Annotated in this window: 17 protein-coding genes; 13 read left to right on the top strand and 4 right to left on the bottom strand. The window is 43.8% G+C overall.

The genetic code is table 11. The features are described from left to right. The first annotated feature begins 50 nt into the window (after positions 1-50). The 3 genes from BN35_RS02785 (at position 51) to BN35_RS02775 (ending at position 3,686) form a co-directional block, all read left to right on the top strand. A complete protein-coding gene (locus BN35_RS02785; protein ID WP_028901156.1) occupies positions 51-1,436 on the top strand; it encodes a hypothetical protein in 1,386 nt (461 codons plus the stop codon). A gap of 58 nt (positions 1,437-1,494) precedes the next feature. Then, positions 1,495-2,601: a DUF4876 domain-containing protein gene (locus tag BN35_RS02780; protein WP_025072380.1), complete on the top strand. Its 1,107-nt coding sequence runs from the start codon at positions 1,495-1,497 to the stop codon at positions 2,599-2,601. A 92-nt stretch (positions 2,602-2,693) separates the two neighbouring features. Then, positions 2,694-3,686 (top strand): leucine-rich repeat domain-containing protein, encoded by a 993-nt coding sequence (locus tag BN35_RS02775; protein WP_025072379.1) that lies wholly within the window; start codon positions 2,694-2,696, stop codon positions 3,684-3,686. A gap of 197 nt (positions 3,687-3,883) precedes the next feature. On the opposite strand, the gene BN35_RS02770 is transcribed toward BN35_RS02775, so the two are convergent. Beyond that, complete coding sequence (locus tag BN35_RS02770) at positions 3,884-5,665, bottom strand: MutS-related protein (RefSeq protein ID WP_028901155.1); 1,782 nt, start codon at positions 5,663-5,665, stop codon at positions 3,884-3,886. A gap of 334 nt (positions 5,666-5,999) precedes the next feature. Here BN35_RS02770 and BN35_RS02765 point away from each other — a divergent pair, with 334 nt between their 5' ends. From BN35_RS02765 to BN35_RS02730, 8 genes are all read left to right on the top strand, one after another. Continuing rightward, positions 6,000-6,263: a hypothetical protein gene (locus BN35_RS02765; protein ID WP_025072378.1), complete on the top strand. Its 264-nt coding sequence runs from the start codon at positions 6,000-6,002 to the stop codon at positions 6,261-6,263. Positions 6,264-6,678: 415 nt separating this feature from the next. Next, a complete protein-coding gene (gene tnpA / locus BN35_RS02760) occupies positions 6,679-7,614 on the top strand; it encodes a transposon Tn4555 protein TnpA (RefSeq protein WP_004292844.1) in 936 nt (311 codons plus the stop codon). 141 nt (positions 7,615-7,755) lie between these two features. Beyond that, the gene (locus tag BN35_RS02755) at positions 7,756-8,874 is read left to right on the top strand and encodes a tyrosine-type recombinase/integrase (protein ID WP_004338318.1); all 1,119 of its coding nucleotides are present in this window, start codon (positions 7,756-7,758) and stop codon (positions 8,872-8,874) included. 247 nt (positions 8,875-9,121) lie between these two features. Beyond that, positions 9,122-9,979 carry a transposon Tn4555 protein TnpC gene (gene tnpC / locus BN35_RS02750; RefSeq protein WP_004339687.1) on the top strand — a complete coding sequence of 286 codons (858 nt, stop codon included), beginning with the start codon at positions 9,122-9,124 and terminating at the stop codon, positions 9,977-9,979. A 199-nt stretch (positions 9,980-10,178) separates the two neighbouring features. Further along, complete coding sequence (locus BN35_RS02745) at positions 10,179-10,553, top strand: excisionase family DNA-binding protein (RefSeq protein ID WP_004338328.1); 375 nt, start codon at positions 10,179-10,181, stop codon at positions 10,551-10,553. Positions 10,554-10,558: 5 nt separating this feature from the next. Continuing rightward, positions 10,559-11,656 (top strand): AAA family ATPase, encoded by a 1,098-nt coding sequence (locus BN35_RS02740; RefSeq protein WP_004338330.1) that lies wholly within the window; start codon positions 10,559-10,561, stop codon positions 11,654-11,656. Between the two features lie 3 nt (positions 11,657-11,659). Further along, entirely contained in the window at positions 11,660-12,775 is a 1,116-nt protein-coding gene (locus BN35_RS02735; RefSeq protein ID WP_004292742.1) for a DUF6371 domain-containing protein, read from the top strand. Between the two features lie 283 nt (positions 12,776-13,058). Then, entirely contained in the window at positions 13,059-14,462 is a 1,404-nt protein-coding gene (locus tag BN35_RS02730; RefSeq protein ID WP_004339684.1) for a hypothetical protein, read from the top strand. Positions 14,463-14,554: 92 nt separating this feature from the next. Here BN35_RS02730 and BN35_RS02725 read toward each other — a convergent pair whose 3' ends face one another. Continuing rightward, the gene (locus BN35_RS02725; protein ID WP_004339683.1) at positions 14,555-15,520 is read right to left on the bottom strand and encodes a CfxA family broad-spectrum class A beta-lactamase; all 966 of its coding nucleotides are present in this window, start codon (positions 15,518-15,520) and stop codon (positions 14,555-14,557) included. Between the two features lie 632 nt (positions 15,521-16,152). Between BN35_RS02725 and BN35_RS12985 the strand changes: the two genes are divergently transcribed. Both BN35_RS12985 and BN35_RS02720 read left to right on the top strand, forming a co-directional pair. Further along, positions 16,153-16,365, top strand: coding sequence for an Abi family protein (locus BN35_RS12985; RefSeq protein ID WP_004292721.1), 213 nt, complete (start codon positions 16,153-16,155; stop codon positions 16,363-16,365). Between the two features lie 408 nt (positions 16,366-16,773). Then, positions 16,774-17,208, top strand: coding sequence for a hypothetical protein (locus BN35_RS02720; RefSeq protein WP_025072377.1), 435 nt, complete (start codon positions 16,774-16,776; stop codon positions 17,206-17,208). A 326-nt stretch (positions 17,209-17,534) separates the two neighbouring features. On the opposite strand, the gene BN35_RS02715 is transcribed toward BN35_RS02720, so the two are convergent. Both BN35_RS02715 and BN35_RS02710 read right to left on the bottom strand, forming a co-directional pair. Next, the gene (locus tag BN35_RS02715; protein ID WP_028901153.1) at positions 17,535-19,142 is read right to left on the bottom strand and encodes a hypothetical protein; all 1,608 of its coding nucleotides are present in this window, start codon (positions 19,140-19,142) and stop codon (positions 17,535-17,537) included. 48 nt (positions 19,143-19,190) lie between these two features. Then, positions 19,191-20,543: a RagB/SusD family nutrient uptake outer membrane protein gene (locus BN35_RS02710; RefSeq protein WP_025072374.1), complete on the bottom strand. Its 1,353-nt coding sequence runs from the start codon at positions 20,541-20,543 to the stop codon at positions 19,191-19,193. Positions 20,544-20,551: the final 8 nt, after the last annotated feature.

The following is a 20,551-nucleotide window of genomic DNA, read 5'->3' as shown; positions in this document are numbered from 1 at the left end:
AATTATCATCAACAACAAAAATTATCAGTACAAATAAACAAAACAAAGATATGAAAAAAATAAATTACACCTTGACATTAGCCTTCATGGCATTGTCATCTCTTTTCACAGCATGTCAGAGAAATGGAGACATGCCAGACAGAACTGATGCTAATTCAACAGTAGATCATCTCATTTTCAAAGAAGTTTTTTACATTGGTTACTGCACTTATAGGGATTTGTCTTCCATGGGCTTCAAAAGCCAATATAGCAGATACGAGGATGCCAACTATCTGGTGATATACAATCCTACCAATCAACCGATATCGCTTGCCAACATGGCACTCGCATATCATGCCGTTGACCCAAGTATCCAATTTTCGTTCCAAAAAGATGGAGCTGGAGATTTTACCAAAAGGTATTATGGTATTGGAGGTATGTCGTACTTCCCCAACGACCCTGTAACAAAAAAACCACATATTATACAGCCTGGTGATAGTGTCATCGTAGTGAAGTATGCGTGTGATCACAAGAAGAAATTCCTTGCCGAGAACGAGATCACTGAAGATGAGGCAAAGAAAGATTACTTTGGCTGGGAGGCTCTGCCCGACTATAGCAAACTTCCAAAGGACAAGACCTTTGAATTGTGCAACCAACATTCACCGAAAAACGGAATGTGCGACCCTAACGACAAATTTGACAACAAGAATATTCCAAACATGCGTGACCTTGTTTTGTGGGATGAACTTCCATTTAAGGGGCCAAGTCAGAGTATGCGTATGGCCTTGGTGAAGCTCCCTGATGGCGATGCATCTAAACCTCATACCAAAGACGAAAATGGATTTTATCCTGACGAATCGCCACGTTCACGCAACAATTGGTATCGACTATATGATTTGTACGGAACCGAGCAGGACCAAATTAATGACGAGACAGATCCGCTGAAGAAAAGAGAATTAGAAAAGAACAGAAAATACCCAACGGCATACTACCACATGATATATAACACAACTGGTATGGGAGGCATCAACGCTATTGAGCTGAATTACAATTGGGTTGTCGACTTCCTTACCATTTGTCCTTCGACAGATAAGAAAATGGACTTGCTGACAGGTCCAAGCTCTGTAACAGTATATGATGCTACAGGACACCCCGTAATGGAAGGAACAGAAGAAAAGAAAGAAAAAGTATGGTGGTACGACAGAGGAACGGCAAGTGTCTGCAAGCGGATATTTGGAATTAATGACTTTTCTAATCCCTCATTCGATCCTTCGCAATTACAAGGTGCGCTGATTCGTCGTAACAATGGAAAGGTATTTGTAGCCGAAATGAGTTCTGCACTGAACTACACGAAAGGTGTACCATCACTGTGCAGACGCGACAACAATGGAAAACCGTTAGACATGACCGCATACTGGAAGGTTAACTCCATCAATGCACGTACCAAGAAGAAGTAAGAGTTGAGACGTACAAGGATAACTAAACAACAATCATTGATATAAAGAAGACAAACAAATGAAGAAGATGATGCTATGCGCATTGGCAACAATTGCGCTTCTAGCAAACTGTACACGTGACGGACAACCAGAAGAAAAGAAAAATACCGCAGAGACAGAAAGCACGGACCTGATTATAAAAGACATTTACTATGCTGGAGACTTCGTGAAGACACCCTACGGCAATAAATCTGAAGAAACGGATGACAAGTTTATTTCCGTCTACAATCCAACCAACCATGACATAAGTCTTGAGAATATGGCCCTGGCACTATGTCAGTACAACGCCGTAGACAAAGTCAATTTTGAAAAGCCTAATTGCGATTATAGGCTGAAAGGGTTTGGGGTTTCCAATATGATTGGCTTCCCCAAAGATAAAAGTGGCATGTCATACACCGTAAAAGCAGGCAAAACTATTGTTATTGCTATGAGAGCCATCAATCATGCGGAAGGATACAAGAAGTATTTGACAGAGAATGGAGAAGATCCAACCAAATACAAAGGTATCGAAAAGCTGATCGACCTTTCCAAAGCCGACTTTGAATGGGGACAGAATGGTAACGAAAACGTTCCACACATGACGTTCCTCTATTGTAAGGAAAACGACAAAGAACAGGAAAAACGAATGAAAGAGGACAAATCGAAAGTCGGAGTATGGGATGAAGACGATGATGAGTATGTACCTTTCGGATTTGAGCGAAACTTCACCATTGCGCTGATACGTTTGGCAGAACCTATCGAGAAGATAAAAGAGAATATGAACAATGCCAAGCTAAATGAAGCGTTGCTAAAAGAAATTGAAGAGCCGACGGCAAAGTATGGACGCTATGTCATGTGGAACGAGAGTGGACATCACTCACATTCACAAATTCTCATGTTCTTACCGAACCAATGGGTCGTAGATGCTGTAAACGTAAGGTTCAAAGGAGCTACTACTGAAAAAAGTTTCCCTATATCGGGTACACTGGACAAAGGTTGGAATGGCGTTTACGAAAAGGCTGATGACAAGATAGACGTTGGTGCAGGCAAGATGATTACTCGACGTTTCAATGGAAAAAGATTATCCGATACAAACAACTCATCGGTTGACTTTGAGGTCAAGAAAGTAGTTGTACCTACGAAATAAGAAGGCATGGGCATTATAAATGCCTGCCTTCTCTTGCTAAACTTCATGAAATAGGTTTTACCTAAATATGTTTAATTTAATGTTTTTATAGTATGAGAAAAATTTACATGTTAACAATGAGCCTGTTCGTTTGCATGGGTGCATTCGCAGGCAACGTAAACGGCACTATTGGTGATAATTTGAAATGGACGTTTACTGATGATGGCACACTTACCATTAGCGGAACTGGAGAGATGGAACACGCAGATGGTAACTCAGGGTATGCGTGGGGAACAGACAACCACACATTAGACCGTACCTTAATCAAAAAGGTAGTTGTGGAAGAGGGGGTAACAAGCCTTGGCGAATACATCTTCTGGGATTGTTCAAGCCTTACGGAAGTAAAATTACCAAATTCACTGACGACACTTAGAAAAGAATGTTTCAAACATTGTACTGCTCTCAAATCCATAATATTACCTGACAACATCTCCATGATTGACGAGAGTGCTTTTGAGGAATGTAATGCTTTGGAAACTGTTACTTTCCCAAAGAGTCTGAAGGAAGTGAGTACTAAAGCATTCTACAACTGCAATCTTAAAAAGGTAGATCTTTCACAAACACAAGTAGAAACAATTGGCATGGGAGCTTTTGCTCACAATGCTCAATGTGAAGAGGTGTACTTGCCAAAGACACTCAAAACCTTCGAAGGTGAAGACGAGGGTGCATTTTCTTCCTGTGGTGTGAAGAAAGCCGTATGTAGTGCAGTAGAGCCTCCCAAGACAATAAGTGGCGTATACGATTTTATAACAGGTGAGAAGAAAACAGATCCTGTTGAATGGGTAGACATTTTCACTGGCTTTGATGAGAATTTCGTATTGGAAGTACCCGCAGGAAGCGAGGATAAATACAGAAGCGCAAACGGCTGGAAAAATGCAGCCAATAACATTGCTACTGGTATCCGTGGTGTTAAGGCGTCTCAGGGAAAGGTTGGTGTGTACGACATCACTGGCAAGAGATACATGAACCATGCTGATGCACAAACAGTCAACACATTGCAACGTGGCGTTTATATCATCAACGGGAAAAAAGTTTTAGTTAAATAACACACTCATTTATCCCCACCCATAGAATGTATTAAAGATGTACATAGGAAAACGTGCATAGAAACATCACCTTCTGTGCACCATAAAACAAAGGTTATTCAATACATACTGGTGGTGGGGATTTTTTATTTTATCAAATTTACCTTAGGTTATACCTCGTGTTACACAAAAACACAAAATAAGAGAGACACACCTCACTACACATCAATTATTGTTTCTAATATTTCCCTTAACAAGAAGGTGGCATTTTGGTTATGCGCCACGCCGGGCGTTACTTTGTACGAGTAAGACACTTTTACGCCCAATGCTATCTCGAAGCAATAATTGTGAAAACGTTCTCCCTCCATTTTCGACAATTCCAAATCGTGTGTGGCAATGACACCCGTCACGGGCAATGCTGACACCGCTTGTAAAAACAGGCGCGAACCATTGAGCTTGTCCGCCGAGTTAGTTCCTTTCAATATCTCATCCAGAATAATCAGCGTTTGCGAATTGTGCTGACACGCCGTAAGAAGTTGTTTCAGACGCAGCAATTCGGCATTGAAATAAGAGATGCCATGCGCTAAGTCGTCGGTGGTACGCATACTACTGAATAGGCTAAATGCTGACACACGCAGCGATGTGGCAAACACAGGCATGCCGTTCATTGCCAAGATGTAGTTGATACCCAACGCTCTAAGGAAAGTACTCTTACCTGCCATGTTGGCTCCCGTAATGATATAATAGTGACGATGCTGCAATGTAAAATCGTTGCGCACCGCCTTTGCGCCCAAGAAAGGGTGGTACAGCCCCACTGCCTCGTACACCATTTCCTCGCTCGCTACCACTTCTGCCCTACCCGCTTGTGGCTCGTTGTAACGAAAAGTCGCCATACTCACCAGTCCATCCATCTCGCTAATGGCATCTATCCACACAGTTACTTGACCTAAATACTGTCGTTGCCACCGCAGGAAACGACGCACCAAGAAGTAATCGCTCAAGAACAACGCATCCATCAGGAAGAGTCCAAGGATGTTGCCACGCCTGTCCAAGCCGTTCAGGATATCATTCAGCTGGTCGAACGACTGTCTTGCGCCTTGCAACACATTGACAATGGCTGCGTTTTGAGGCGTGGTAAAGGCCGTTGTCTCACTCACCTGTCGTATCAACTTTACATAGACCTGCAACTGTGCATGCAACTTGTCGACCACCTTACTAATGACTCTGCAAGCACCCGAACAAACAAAAAACACACCGAAGAAATGCAAGATACCCCACCATAAGGGCAGTTGGGCACTCACCCAGCCTGCCACGGATGCCACGACAGCTGCAAACAGTCCGACTATGAGCAGCCACACCAGTACGAAAGTCCATCGTCTCGCGGCAAAAGTGGGTATCTGCAACGATTTTATCTCTTGCAGTGCCTGCCGTATCAAGGCAGAATCAATTCTTCCGTCAGCGCCTAACGCCATGAATGTGGCTCGCCATGACTCCATGGCTGCCAACTCATCAACAGCATCGGCACGTGCAGACCGATTGGCAACCGATGACAGTTGAACCGCCAGCCAGTCACTACCGCCCGTGGTCACCGTGCGGTTGATGCGCTGAAACAACGAGTCTTTCCCAAACACATCCAGATCGAACGTAAACGGATGGCGTGCATCCACGTACCGTTCTCCTTCATCGAAGCACGAAAAGTCTCTCGAGAGATATTGTAGTTCGTGCGCATATACCTTGCGAAGTGCCTCTTGATAATGAATCGTTCGCTCGTTTTTCACATCATAATAACGCACCAGTGCATACACACCCAACGATACGAAGGACAGTATCAGCAAAACATTCCCCCAATCTATAATGGTGTACCCTACCAAAAAACCTAAGAATACGACAAAGGTAAATATTTCTCCAGCAACAAACCATTTGTTTTTCCTTTTGAGTTGTCTAATGGTAGCCGCCAGTTGTTGTTCCTTTTCGAGATAATATGATTTCAAATTATTCATCACGTGTTAAAATATTTACAGCTAAAAGTGTATTGAGTCTTCTCAACATTCAATCAATGCTGTAAGTTATCAAAAGTAAATATCTCTACAAAGGTAATGCTTTTCAGGAATTAGCAAACGCGCAAATTCGGCTATTAACAATCTTTCATTCCAAATCGGTCATTAGAAATTGACAAGAAGCTTTTCCTAATGAGCGATTTTGGATAAAAAACTACTAACCTCTAAAAAAACTCTTTTCTCAAAGTTTTTACTATCTTTGCCATAACTTATGTTAAGCAATCATATATAATGGTCGTGCATATAGAAAAATAGTAAATATAAAAATAAAGAAACTATGGATTTCATTAAAAACAACAAAGAGTTACAAGAATGGCTTGTAAATTACATCACCGACTCCATTCACGGATTTGAAGCAGAAGATTCTGCAGAGTTCAATAAGTGGGCTAAGAATTTCCAAAAAGAGGAAGCTGAGTTTGTCGTGAATATGGAATTTGTAAATGATTGGGGATATGATGAGCGCAAGGAAATTCCACTGAAAGAAGCGAAAGAGTATGCAAACGCTTTGATGAAGAAGATTTTAGAGAACTGGTATTTGTAATATTACTTAAATAGTCAATAATCTATGAAAAAGTTTTTATTCTTTTTACTTATTTTATCGTATTTATAACCATAGAACAACCAAAACTAATCAGAAATATCCGAGTGTAAATCTTTAATTACCAGCATATTCTAAAATTTAACACTTTTCGGTTGCCATTTGTCGCTTCCCAAATTTCCACATATTTTTGAGACGTATTTCTGACGTGGAGAATTTGCGGGGCTTGTTTTTTGTCACACCGTGCAGACAGTTGACAAGGGTTTACAACCGTTTACGACAAGCGACAATAACCGCCCCGATATGCGGAAACAGTCACACTGTGTAGAAAAGCGACAATGGTTGACTTCCGTTCACATCCGTTTACCATTTCAGAGATATAGGATTGAAGAAATGAACCATTAAACGATAAAACGGTATGAAAGCAACCAGAAAATGCAGTTTTTGCGGCAAGTCCTTTGTAACCCGAAGCGGTATGCAAAGATATTGCAGTGAGGCTTGTCAGGCAGAAGCCAAACGAGCCAGAGTGATGCAGAAGAACAACCTCTTCAAAGTCGCCCAACCCTTGATGGAGATACAGCATCAGGAGTATCTCACCTTTTCCAAAGCAGCCATCCTCATGGGCTGTTCCCGACAGTACATTTACAAACTTGTAGCCATCGGCAAGCTGAAAGCCTCACGCATCAGCAACCGCATGGCATTCATCCGCAGAGCCGACATCGAGCAGATGTTGGAGGGCAATCCCTATCACCGCATCCTGCCCGGCAACACCTCCACACCAAGGAAATCATCTTCATCTTCCTTACCTGCCAAAAGAGAAAAAAGGGAAAAGGAAAGCGAAGAAGTGTTGGACTTCTATTCGGGCGAGGAGGTGATGTCCCTTTTTAAGGTAAAGCAGTCATGGCTTTACACTTCCGCCAAGCGTAACCATATCCCCATCTGCCGTATCGCAGGAAAGAACTATTACAGCAAGAAGCATATTGACGAGTTTTTCGGTGTGGCAGTTGATATTAGCGAAATTACCGACTGGCTACTGACCGAGGAGGTGGAGGAACTGTTCGGCATGAAGCCGACCGCACTCCGTGCCTACACCTATCGCCATAAGATACCCACTAAAAGAGAGTACGGGCGTACCTATTACTCCAAATCACATTTGAACGAACTCCGCAGAACTGACCTTGTGAACGATGAACGCTACTATACCGTTGAGCAGGTGCAGCAAATCTATGGTCTTTCGTCAGCCAACATCTGCCATATCGTCAAGGTGAAGCACATCGAAAAGATAAAGGTGGGTGTGAAAAACCTGCTTTTGCGCTCAGATGTGGAGCGTGTCATGGCTGAAAGGAACAAATAACCGTGAAAAATCGGGATTATCGAAAATTATTTCAAAATGATGTATCGTGGAGGTATTCACGGATATTTCACGTTGTTCCTTTGCCATCGGAAACATGGATACAACTCCAAAATGTATACAACCAATTAAAACATAATTATTATGAGTAAATGCAAAACAGTTACCTTGCGTAAGCGCAAGATTAAGAACGGGACACAGTATTCACTATGCCTTGACTACTATCCCGGCTACCGTGACAATGTCACCATGAGAGTGATTACACGTGAAGCCTTAGGAATTTACATCTTCGCCAAACCTGCAAACCAGCAGGAACGGGACTTCAACGCACGCATGATGAAGAAAGCGGTCATCCTGCGCAACCAGCGCTACGAAGCCATTTTCAATGAAAACAACGGCTTTTTTGACAAGACCAAGATGAAGGGCGATTTCCTTGCCTATTTCAAAGGACTGGCTGACCGCAAGAATATCAAGTGGCAGCACGTATACAAGCATTTCCAGCGGTTCGTGAACGGCAAATGCACCTTTGAGGAGGTGGATGTGGATTTGTGCCGCAAGTTCATGGAATACCTGCTTGATGCACCCCAATCCATCCACACCAACCAAAAGCTGCACATCAACTCCGCAGCAGGCTATTGGTCAACTTTCCGTGCCGTGCTGCACACCGCCTACCGTGACAGGAAGATAAAGGAGAACCCAAACGGCTTCTTAGACCGCATCGAGTGCATTCCCACCATCAGGGAGCATTTGAGCCAAGAGGAACTGATACGGCTTGCCGAAACACCCTGTGAGGAGGAGGTCTTGAAAAAAGCTTTTCTTTTCGCCTGTCTTACGGGACTGAGAAAGAGCGACATCAGACAGCTCACGTGGCAGCAGATACAACCATACACCAACGGCAGGATGTTCGTTACCACCCGTATGCAGAAAACCAAAGAAATAGTGCATAACCCCATCAGTGATGAAGCCTATGGACTGCTGGGAGAACGGGGCGAGGGACTTATCTTTGAGGATTTCAAGGACAAGATGCTGCAAGGACCACTCCAACGGTGGCTCACGGCAGCAGGGATAACCAAGAAAATCACCTTTCACTGTACCCGCCACAGCTTCGGAAGCCTGCACGTGGAAATGGGAACGGACATGGCTGTCATCCAAGCCTATCTCGGACATAAGAACATTACCACCACACAAATCTATTCCAAGATAGCAGCGCAGCAGATGTGTCAGGTGGTGGACAAGATAACCTTGAAGCGCAAGGAGGCATAAATGTCTCACATTGACAGGTATTCAGAGGGGCGGTTATGGCTACAAGGCTATAATCGCCCCTCTATGTTTTTGGCTTGATGCCACCATTTATAAGCCCCTCAGAGTATGAAACAGAGTATGATATGATGACATTTCGTGAAATACATTGAAAAAGACCGTTCTAACCGCAAATAACGGGCAGTAATTGGGAAAAATAGCATTAACTTTGCACAAAATAATACAGGAACATTCAATCTCTCAACGAAATATGGAATCATCAATCAAGGACAAATACATCATCTTGGGCTTTGTCGGCTTCGCCATCGTCCTAATATCTTCCATTGCCACGCTGGTAATAGCGGACAGCTTCAACCAAGACAACTTTGTCAGGTGGATAGTATTCGTATGCTGTAACCTGTTGGGATGGTTGCTCTATCTCTCCTTTCAGACACTTATCTTTGATACATACGAAATCTACAAAATCAAGTTCGGCAAGAAAGAAACGATTGCCGAAGCCATAGAGGTGCAGGAAGAACTGTCACAAAATACACTTGAAGAAGCCACATCTGTGCCTGGACCTACATCAGTCCCTGAGCCTGTACCCGAATCATCCCCGACAAAAGAAGAGACACTTATCCAAACACAACCGATAGAGCTTACTATCGCCCCGGATCTTCACGAAAAGAACCGTGCCAATTACGCAAGCAGAGAGCAACGGGAAAAGGAAGAGCGCATCCGCATGGTCATGGAGTATTGCCATTATTACCTGCCTCGCATTGCCGACCAAGAAACCGTGAACCACATCTGTACTGAGGTGGACAAATGGATGAATCTTAACACTTATACCCCGAAGCCCATACAAAGACCGTTTACCAAAGACATCAACAACATTCCACTCCGTCACTTCGTATGGAATATCTCTGAGCGTTTCCTGTACAAGAGATACTACAATGGGGATAACCGTGCCAAGTTCATCAAAGCCCTTTTCCCGAAATCGTTTGCTGATACAGACTTATCAACCATCAAGAATTTCAAGGTAGAGCCGTTAAAGACGGAAATTCCCATTGATGAACCCGAAAACGGCAAACTTGATTTCCACTATCCCGAGGATTATGTGCGGAATTAGGATAATCACGACACCAACGACAACCATCCGGTAACTCATAACCGCCTGTTTTACATCGTTTCCCGAGTAATTTTACCCGTCATTTATGGCTGGGCTTAATTATTCGGGAATTATTTTGCAATGACGTGTCGTGGAGATATTCACGGATATATCATTTCAGTCCTTTGCGCCAAGTCTTACAAAAGAGACGAGTACGCGAATGGAAAAATCAATTCTTACCTTCAACGACCTCCCCGAGGTTGTCGCTCAGCTTCGAGACGAAGTGATGAGCCTGAAAAGCCTGCTCGCCGAGCAGCGCAGTGTGAACAATGCCAAAACGGTGGACACCCACGTGCCCATGTCTGTGGACGAGGCAGCAGAGTATTTAGGTATCCCTAAGGGTACGCTCTACATGAAACTGTCAGAAGGGACAATCCCTGCCACCAAGCCCGGCAAACGCTATTGCCTTTACCGTGACGAACTGGACAAGTGGCTGGAAACCGCCCGAAAGAATCCCATACCGTTGTCAGACGAGGAACTGAACAAGTCCTTATCCTCTTCCCACCGTCGCAAGCCCAACCCACGTAACTGGTGAATGATATGGAAGAGGATAAGAACTATATCAACCTGATACGTGGCGACCTCACAAAAGCATCCCAAGCGCATAACGGTATGCCCGACAGTGTAGGCATGATGAATATCAAGACGGCAAACCAAACCATTCTTGAAGCATCGTTATTGCCTACGCCCCGTGCGCTGTGGGACAGCTTTTGGTACGAGGGGGAACTCTCCTGCTTGTTTGCCGATTCCAACGTGGGCAAGTCCATCCTTGCCGTGCAGATAGCCGACCGCATCGCCCGAACCGACAATGTGCTGTATCTGGACTTTGAACTGTCCGAAAAGCAGTTCCAGCTCCGCTATACCAACGAGCATGGAGAGCTCTACACCTTTCCCGACAAAATCTATCGGGTGTCTATTGACTGCAACCAGCTTTTGGATGCCAACTTTGAGGAAGCTATCATAGGCGGCATTGAACAGATGGCTGTGCAGACCGACTGCAAGATTTTCATCATTGACAATCTTACCTACCTGTGTTGCGCCATGGAGAAAGGCGATGCCGCAGGACGGCTGATGATTCAGCTGAACAATCTCAAAAAGAGATATGCGCTCTCTATCCTTGTCCTGGCACATACGCCCAAACGCTCTTTGGATTGTCCCATCACATCCAACGACCTTGCCGGAAGCAAACGGCTCTACAATTTCTTTGACAGCGTGTTCACCATTGGAAAAAGTGCCCAAGACGGAGGGCTTCGCTATGTGAAGCAGCTTAAAGTGCGCTATGGCACGTTCTCTCATGATGCGGATAATGTAATCGTTTACGAGATTGACAAGGTGGATGCTTTCTTGCAGTTCGTGTTCAGGGGCTATTCCACGGAAAAGGAACACTTGAAAAAATTGGGCGACAATGAATCAAGCCAAAGGGATTGCCAAATTCTGCAACTCTCCCAATCGGGCAAGTCCGTCAGGGAGATAGCCTCACAGGTGAATTGTGGCAAGTCCACCGTAAACCGTATCATCCAGCGCAGCAAAGAGAGTAAAAACGCAGGTGTCCCAAGTGTCCCACTGTCCCAACCCTTAGAGTGTGGGACAATGGGACAGGATGGGACAGCCGACAATCAACCATCAAAAACGGACTAAGCTATGGGCAATTATTCATTACAGAAGTATAAAGGAACGGCAACACGGCATACCTGCCCCAAATGCGGAGACAGGCATTCTTTCGTCTATTACGTGGACGAAAATAATGTGCCGTTGCATCCATCGGTCGGCAGATGTAACCACGAAAGCGGTTGTGGGTATCACTACACTCCGAAAGAGTATTTTCAAGAGCATCCTGAACACAGAACTACCAATGATTTCTCTTTTGACAGGCAAAGAGCAGAGCAGAAGAAAGTGAAGCAGCAAAGTAAGCCGACAGCCATCGGCTATATTCCCCCTCACTATGTGGAGAAGTCGCAAAGCGAGCGTAGCAATTTCTTCCGTTTCCTCTTCACACTCCTTACTTCCTACTATGGCGACAAGGCGAAAGAGGTGTTGAAGCGGTTGTTGGAGGAATACCGTTTGGGGGCTACCCGTGACGGCTCTGTTATCTTTTGGCAGATAGACAGGACGGGCAAGGTACGCACGGGAAAGGTGATGCAGTACAATCCCGAAGACGGACACCGTATCAAGGGAGGACAGACATCGGCAGTGAACTGGATACACAGCATATTGAAAAAGCAGCGTGTGTTGGCAGAGGATTGGCAACTATCCCAATGCCTTTTCGGGGAACACTTGTTGAAAACGCATCCCGACAAGGTGGTGGTCTTGGTGGAATCCGAGAAGAGTGCCGTTATCGGTTCTGCTATCTTCCCCGATTATGTATGGCTGGCTACGGGTGGTAAGAGTCAGATGAGAGAAGAGAAACTCCGTGTACTGTCAGGGCGAACCGTGCTTCTCTTTCCCGATGCCGATGCTTATGCCGAGTGGAAACAGCGAGCCGAGAGCATGTACTTTTGTAAGGTGGTGGTTTCGGACATCATCGAAAGGAATGCCACCCCGAAACAAAAAGAAGCCCATATCGACATAGCCGATTGGATTATCTTTCAGATACGGGAGGGCAAGGTGATGAGTACAGCCAACCACTTGGTCGAGGCTGAGAGAATCCTCCAGCGGATGATAGAGAAGAATCCCGTCCTGCAAAAACTGATAGACGATTTAGACCTTGTGCTGGTCGGTGCATCTCCAATCGGCAACGATGATGAAAAACCTCCCTGACGGAGGAGAGCGGAAGCCGTAGGCTGGAGTTTGCAGACAATGGCTTGCCATTGATATAGCCCACTATAACTACACGCTCCGCTTACGTAGTTGTGGGCTCTCCCGAGGGGATTAGGGTTTTACCCTAATGACCCACTCAGGGCGTTTCTCCCCTGAGAACCCAGAGCAAAGAGTGACCCTCTCTTTGCAATCTCCGCTTATGGGTTGCACCCCTAAGAACCCCATGCGTTTACGGACAGCGGAAAAGCAAACAATAAAGTACAAACCCAAAAAACAAGTATCTATGGCAACAAAATCAAGCATACATATCAAGCCCTGCAATATCGCATCGAGTGAGGCTCACAACAGGAGGACTGCCGAATACATGCGCCACATCGGAGAGTCCAGAACCTATGTGGTTCCAGAACTCTCCACCGATAATGAGCAGTGGATAAATCCCGACTTCGGCAGTCCGGATTTGCGGATGCATTATGACAATATCAGACAGATGGTAAAGGAAAAGACCGGACGTGCCATGCAGGAAAAGGAGCGTGAACGCAAAGGCAAGAACGGTAAAATAGTCAAGATTGCGGGATGCTCCCCCATACGTGAAGGAGTGCTGCTTGTCAGGTCGGACACCACACTGGCAGACGTGCGTAAATTCGGTGAGGAGTGTCAAAGACGCTGGGGAATCACACCGCTGCAAATCTTCCTGCACAAGGATGAAGGGCATTGGCTGAACGGTCAGCCGGAAGCGGAAGACAGGGAAAGCTTCAAAGTCGGGGACAGATGGTTCAAGCCGAACTATCATGCCCATATCGTTTTCGACTGGATGAACCACGAAACAGGAAAGAGCCGAAAGCTCAATGACGATGACATGATGCAGATGCAGACCCTTGCATCCGACATCCTGCTGATGGAACGCGGGCAGTCAAAGGCTGTCACTGGTAAGGAGCATCTGGAACGGAACGACTTTATCATTGAGAAGCAGAAAGCTGAACTGCAACGCATGGATGCAGCCAAACGGCACAAAGAAGAACAGATAAATCTTGCCGAGCAGGAACTGAAACAGGTGAAATCAGAAATACGCACTGACAAGTTAAAGAAGACAGCCACCACGGCAGCGACAGCCATAACTAGTGGAGTTGCTTCTCTTTTCGGGAGTGGAAAACTGAAAGAACTGGAACGTGCCAACGAAAAACTGCAAGACGAGGTTTCAAAACGGAACACCAATATTGAAAAATTGCAGAGCCAAGTACAGCAGATGCAGAAACAGCATGATACGCAAATCCACAATCTCAGAGAAATGCACAGGCAGGAACTTGACATGAAAGAAAAAGAACTGTCACGGCTCGCCAGAATCATAGACAAGGCTTTCAGGTGGTTTCCGATGTTCAGGGAAATGCTGCGCATGGAAAAGTTTTGTGCCATGCTGGGATTCTCTAAAGAAATGACTGAAAGTCTTATAGTCAAAAAAGAAGCCCTGAAATGTAGCGGTAAAATCTATTCCGAGCAACACAGGCGGAACTTTGATATAAAGGATGATATTTTAAGGGTGGAAAATGACCCTGACGATGAAAGCAGGCTGAACCTGACAATAAACAGGAAGCCGATTGCCGACTGGTTCAGGGAGCAATGGCACAGGCTTAGATATGGAGCAAGAGTGCCGCAACAGGAAGAAAGAAAAAGTAGAGGATTCAAATTATAATAGAAGCAATTTGATTAGTAATCTAAAAGCACTCCGATAACGATTAGAGTGCTTTTAGATTGTTTATCATTAATTATCAAAGCAAGTGCAGTTTAAGATTTTACTGAAGTTTGCATTAATAAAGAATATACTACAGCTGATATATGCGCAACATATTGTGACGCTTGTGATTCATTTCCCTTGAAATCCTTAACAAATACCGCTAAGGTATAACTGATATTATTAGGCAGACATATATAGGCAACATCATTGTGAGCTGCAAGAACACCATTTTCATTAACATAACCTGAACCTGTCTTATGCGCTATAACAACCCCTTCTTTATCAAGAAGTGGAGCTGCTATCCTATCTACACCTGTTTTGCATTCTTTTAACGTATTCTTAATGAAACTTTGTTTCTCATCATCGATAAGACCTTCAGTAAACAAACGATTCATCAACATTGCAGCACCAAGAGGAGATGTATAGTTAGAGTAAGCCTTGTTATGGTCAGCCGACATTTCCTCTTCCGTATAAGCTATCTGAAAACTTGAACGAGGAATGAGTGTGGCTATAAAACTATCTGTTTGAGCGACATTAACCATATCCTTAAACATAAGGTTGCTTGCATTGTTGTCACTCTGAGTAAGAGTATAACGCAGCAAATCTCTCACTGTCAATGATATGACTGGCCCTGAATAATCTTTCAGCATAGGACTCCAAGTCTTTGGGTCAAGTTTATCCCTATTTATATTTACTAAGGTATCAAGTGAAATTCCTTTATTGTCAAAGTCATTACAAAGAGCTAATGCCTGATGAACCTTAAACACACTCATCATAGGATAAACACTCTTATTATTGACCTTAACCGTATCTCTGTTATTAACAATAACCGCCACACCAATTTCGCCAGGACAAGCTGAGACAATTTGAGAAATGCTATCAGTCAAAACATTTGTTAAAGGAGGATTTGCGCTATCTTTTGTCGCTGATTTATGGAACAATGAAAATACCAAGATGAAAATGCAAACTAAAGCTATACTCAAAACTACGATTTGTTTTTTTCTGTTTTTTTCCATGTTTATATTATTTATATTTGTTTGACGAGAATATCTTTATTTGCCGACAAAGGTACATAACTTTACGGAAAAATATGTTTCTAAAATATATAAATCAGGGCAACCGCATCAAAATGTCAATAACCTGATAATCAATACTTGTCGATTTTGTATTAATAGGGATAAGTGGGGTGGATACAAGGATGAGAAGTTTCAACAATTTACAATATCCCCCCTTAAAAATGCATAATTTTGTATTTGTCTGAATAATAGCCTGTTGTCAAAAATCATGTTTCTTAAAAAATATTACCCGCAAGGGAAATTTGAATTATATGGGGCAAAAAATCAATTTTTATGGGGTAGTAGTTTCGATTTGGACCAATGGTTTTTTTAGGAAAATGGACAATAAGGGAGAGGAGGAGGTTGAAAACTACGTTTGTTTCCTAAGCTAACGTTATTTTGATGCGGTTGCCCTGTATATAAATAGACAGCTGTGGGGAAAATGTGGGGAAAAATTAGATAATTAAAAAGGCTAAATGACTGAAAATAATCACTTAGCCTTTTAATCCGTACCCAGACCCGTACTTCGTAATTGCTGCGCCCATCATTCAAGACTGTCAAATCGGGTCTTTCCTGTCAAGCCAATGATGCCTATGCGTATGCCAAACACATGGATTACGGATTTCTCGTTCCGTGAACAAACACTTTATCCGCAACTCTGCTATGTGGTGTATTGGCTTAACTCCATTTCTATGGGCAACACTTTTGTTGCAGATTTCAAGCAGCTTTTATCGAAATACCCATCAGTAAGAACTCGTTTATTAGGCTTTCCTCATAATTGGGAACAAGAGCCTTTGTGGAGATAAAATAATTGCCCTGTTTCTTAAAAAGCACTGGGGCAAACCAGCTCCGTCTTTAATTGTTTCCAATAAATGGATTGTTTCAAGCCCCTATAGAAAGAGAACAAAAATTCCTGTGTGAAAATTAATCTACGACAAGGAGCAAGCAAGGAGCAATATCAAACAAAAATCAATACCTTTGCAGTACATATGAGATAGACCAAAACAAAAGTGGAATATCGGAAACGAATAGCAAGGAAAAGAGAAGAAACGACCCAAGTTGATGTCCTTTTTGAGTTAATAATCAATAAAAGCGTTAAATCTTCACCTTTTAGAATGTGCAATTAAAAATAACAACCATATTTCTGACTTATTATCTATAAAATATTGAGTAATAATCGGTTGTAAATACAACTATTGATTCCTTTTTTGGGAATGGCACAGACAGTAGGTAAAAAACAAGAAAGTACATCAAGCAGCCAAGGCAAGAATATATACGCTTTGCTTTCAAAGATTGATACGTTGCTAACCATAAACAATATGTTGTTAGAGCAAATAGAAATAGATTCTTCCCTAAAAGGGAGATTCAAACTCTATAAAACAGAAAACAATTTCAACTTTTTGGAGTTAGACACGAAAACAGGAAAGATAAAGCAAGTGCAATGGTCTTTGGATGAGAAGAACGAAGGCTCTTCCGTAATTAACAATGTAGATTTATCATGGGGAACGGGTTATGGTTCTGGCAGTTTTGAGTTGTATCCGACAAGTAATATCTTTCAATTCATTCTAATCGATAAAACTAATGGACGTAAATGGCATGTTCAATGGGGACTTGAAAATGCCAATCGTTGGATACGGTACATAGACTAATTTACGAAAGTCCCCTCTCTTCGTTTAATAAATTTAATAAAAACTTTGATTTACAATAACTTAAATGTCTTTTGTACTCTTAGTTTTTCTTTTCCCCTCTTCTAAAGGCGGTCATTAGAAAATGACAAAAATCTTTTTCTAATGACCGATTTGAGTTCATCGTTCTATCCATGGTAGCTACCAAAACAAAACAGGCTATTTTGTGCACCAAAACAATCTGTTTTACAGCACAAAATAGCCTGTTTTCCATTACTGCCTCATGCAATCAGTGTACATCAAAACGAGCTGTACACCAACCGCTGAAGGAGTATTCTATGAAAGTACTATCACTTCACAACCACCTTTTGAACCTGCTTACCTGTTTTCACGATGTAGACACCAGCTGGTAAGCCTTGGCATGTTCTTCCCACATATTGGCCACGAAGATTGTAGACATATGTAGACTCAGAAGAATTTGCAACTATTGACTGAACGCCAGTAACATCCTTCTTATTGTAAGCAGTAACCGTTGTTTGCTTTTCTGCTTTGGTAACAACAGAAACAACATTGTTATTTACAGCCATAGCAACAATAGAATCTGCGGCAGCAGGTTTCAATGTGCCATCTGCCTTGAACCAATAGTTGAGTTGAGCCGTCAAAGAATGCTTATCAGTCTTTTCTGCATACCCTGCCAACAATACTTCTCCATTGTTAACAAGCATATCAAAAATGCCTTGTGCATAATGGTTTACATCACCTTCGTCATAAGCATCGGCTGTCACCCAATTGACACTAAAGTCGGCAGGATGAAGAGAGGCAACGAACAAAGTGCGCGCTCCAACGGCTGGTAGGTCATTGTTGAAAGGATTGCTTCCAGCAGAAACGCCACTGACAAACAACTTGTCGCCCTCCAACGCCATGCGTCCGATTCGATAGTTATCACCCTCGTTATCGGCTTTCGTCGTGAATGCTTTTGTCACAACGTTGCTTTCGCTGATAGACGCCAATACATAAACACGAGGCATGGTACCCTCTGCTATCTCAGTTGTAAAATCCTTGCTTTCATTTGCCGTGTTGAGTGCCAACTTGCCATACCCCACGAAGGCTGCATATACGGTTCCATTGGCAGCCGTGAGACTCACATCCGTGGCATTATAAGTTCCGTCATTGGTCAACACTTCTTTTGCCCCAAAGTCGGCAATCGATGTTGCACTCATCAAGTCTTCAGCTTTCAACGACATGATGCCTACACTATGGTTGTCCACATGCATAAAGCCAAAAGCAAAATTGTAACGACCTTTCCATGCCACGTTGTCTATTATCACATCTCCATCATGACGCAAACCCACATACACCTTACCATTGGATACAGCCAAAGCGGTAGGTTGTACCTGGGCAAGGTTATCGAAATAGGTGTCTGGAGAGACAATGCTATAGTTGGTAGCCGCCTCAATGGTACGTACCACCTTGAGGTTTCCGTCCTTGTCGTATTTGGCTATAAAGGCAGCACGGCGAGTGGGTGTCAACGCACCATCAACCTTCATGCCTTGAACGCTCTGTGAATTGCCATCAACCGACTCAAACGTAACGTCTTCTGCCAAAGTTCCCAGAAGGTAAACATTGCCGTCAGCATCAGTAGCAATGTCGGTAATGAGCGAATTACCTACCAGTCCGACAGCCCACTTCTCATTGCCGTTAGCATCATATTTTGCCAAATAAGCAGGTGTCAGGCCATCAGGGTCTAATGAGGAAGCCCCAAAAGTAACGTCTTGGTTATAAGTACCAGTGACAAACACGCTCCCGTCGGCTGCAACAACGGTGTGAATGCCAGAGAGCTTGGTAGCATCGGTGACAGGAGTAATCGACTTCGACCACGTAGCGGTCGTATTAGACAACTGGGCTTGTGCTGTGAGACTTGCTACAACAGCAACAAACATGAGTAAAAACTTTTTCATACGCTTAAATATTAAAGTGTTCATAATTTATTGAAATGTGTGCGGTGCCTATTTTACAGGCCACACCTCTAATTCTGGATTGGCTGCCACTGCATCGGCAGGGAAACGAAGGGTGTAACGTGCATCATGCTCCTTCAACTGGAAAGTCTCGTCCTTGTAGGTCTTGGTCAGCATGGGTTGGGTGGTTCTACGCAGGTCGTCCCAACGAAATCCCTCAAAAGCAAGTTCCCTAAAACGTTCGTCATAGACTTCAGTAAGAAGTTGCTGCTGATTCATGGCATTCAGATCGTCCACATACTTGGCGCAAACAGCGGGTTTGTACCGCTTTTCCATCAGTGCAGAAAGATACTGGCGAGCCTCGGAAAGCTGTCCCATTTGAGCGGTAGCTTCTGCTGCAATGAGGTATGCCTCTGCCGATCGGAAGGAGCAACGATACTCATTACTACCCCCTTTGAGCAGTAGGTAAGTTTGCGAACCTTTGCGTTCCATATACCGTAACTTACGCTGGTCGCCCTTTTTATAAATACCAATGACACTTTCTGACGGTCTTCCTACCTGTTTATAGTTATTGGTCATCACCTGCTCAAGCGCTACAATCGATTCAACCGACTTGTAGTGGTTGGGCAACACGCCGCCCGAAGCATTGAGATCTTCCAACTCGCCATGCTTTGCCAGCACCTCTTGAGCCGCCTTTAACGCTCCTTGCCAGTCGCCTTTGTACAGACAAACACGCGCCTTGAGTGCTTGTGCCGAGATAACATTGAAGCGGTAGGTCTGACCTTCGTCCCATTTCTCCACGTTGAGGTGCTTGGCTGCCTCGTCAATATCGCTTAGTACCTGCTCATAAACAGCTTTCAGACTGCTACAATGTGGAATGGTTTTTACATCTGCCTGCAACTGCAACGGCACTCCTCGCGTTGTCTCAGGATTTACCTTGGTATAGGGTTGGGCGAACAGGTTAGCCAACAAGAAATGACAATAGGCACGGAGCATATAGCATTCGCCCACTAACTGTTCTATTTCTTTCTTGCTTGCGTTCGTTATCTGACCTTGGTTTTCAATGATATAATTAGCGATATAAATGACATGCCAATAGCGACGCCAGTTAGGAGTAGCTGTAGAAGTGGAAGGAGCGGCATCATTCCACCGCCATATATCAAAATACGAACTGTAATCTTCGGGCGATGTAGCGGTGGGAGACATCGTCAGCTCATCACTTCGAAGGGAGGCAAAGCCACGATCTTCGGGAAATGTGGAATACTCATAGGTAAGCATCTGTCGATATTCCTCACCTGTCTTGGCAATTACTTTACCCGTGGGTGCAATGTCAAGAAAGTTGTCACAGCCTGTCAGCACTGCCAACAAAGCCAAACACAACGTGAATGTATGTAGTTTTCTCATCTTCTTTT

It is taken from the genome of Hoylesella timonensis 4401737 = DSM 22865 = JCM 15640, assembly GCF_000455445.1.
GTDB lineage: Bacteria > Bacteroidota > Bacteroidia > Bacteroidales > Bacteroidaceae > Prevotella > Prevotella timonensis.
The sequence above is the reverse complement of the archived record's forward strand: the minus strand, read 5'-3'. Positions and strand labels throughout refer to the sequence as shown.

Coding starts and splice junctions, on each gene's coding strand:
- BN35_RS02730 (WP_004339684.1), top strand. CDS start 13,059: ATGGCAACAAAATCAAGCATACATATCAAGCCCTGCAATATCGCATCG.
- BN35_RS02770 (WP_028901155.1), bottom strand. CDS start 5,665: ATGAATAATTTGAAATCATATTATCTCGAAAAGGAACAACAACTGGCG.
- BN35_RS02755 (WP_004338318.1), top strand. CDS start 7,756: ATGAGTAAATGCAAAACAGTTACCTTGCGTAAGCGCAAGATTAAGAAC.
- tnpA (WP_004292844.1), top strand. CDS start 6,679: ATGAAAGCAACCAGAAAATGCAGTTTTTGCGGCAAGTCCTTTGTAACC.
- BN35_RS02775 (WP_025072379.1), top strand. CDS start 2,694: ATGAGAAAAATTTACATGTTAACAATGAGCCTGTTCGTTTGCATGGGT.
- BN35_RS02780 (WP_025072380.1), top strand. CDS start 1,495: ATGAAGAAGATGATGCTATGCGCATTGGCAACAATTGCGCTTCTAGCA.
- BN35_RS02725 (WP_004339683.1), bottom strand. CDS start 15,520: ATGGAAAAAAACAGAAAAAAACAAATCGTAGTTTTGAGTATAGCTTTA.
- BN35_RS02740 (WP_004338330.1), top strand. CDS start 10,559: ATGGAAGAGGATAAGAACTATATCAACCTGATACGTGGCGACCTCACA.
- BN35_RS02710 (WP_025072374.1), bottom strand. CDS start 20,543: ATGAGAAAACTACATACATTCACGTTGTGTTTGGCTTTGTTGGCAGTG.
- BN35_RS02720 (WP_025072377.1), top strand. CDS start 16,774: ATGGCACAGACAGTAGGTAAAAAACAAGAAAGTACATCAAGCAGCCAA.
- BN35_RS02765 (WP_025072378.1), top strand. CDS start 6,000: ATGGATTTCATTAAAAACAACAAAGAGTTACAAGAATGGCTTGTAAAT.
- tnpC (WP_004339687.1), top strand. CDS start 9,122: ATGGAATCATCAATCAAGGACAAATACATCATCTTGGGCTTTGTCGGC.
- BN35_RS02735 (WP_004292742.1), top strand. CDS start 11,660: ATGGGCAATTATTCATTACAGAAGTATAAAGGAACGGCAACACGGCAT.
- BN35_RS02715 (WP_028901153.1), bottom strand. CDS start 19,142: ATGAAAAAGTTTTTACTCATGTTTGTTGCTGTTGTAGCAAGTCTCACA.
- BN35_RS12985 (WP_004292721.1), top strand. CDS start 16,153: ATGCGTATGCCAAACACATGGATTACGGATTTCTCGTTCCGTGAACAA.
- BN35_RS02745 (WP_004338328.1), top strand. CDS start 10,179: ATGGAAAAATCAATTCTTACCTTCAACGACCTCCCCGAGGTTGTCGCT.
- BN35_RS02785 (WP_028901156.1), top strand. CDS start 51: ATGAAAAAAATAAATTACACCTTGACATTAGCCTTCATGGCATTGTCA.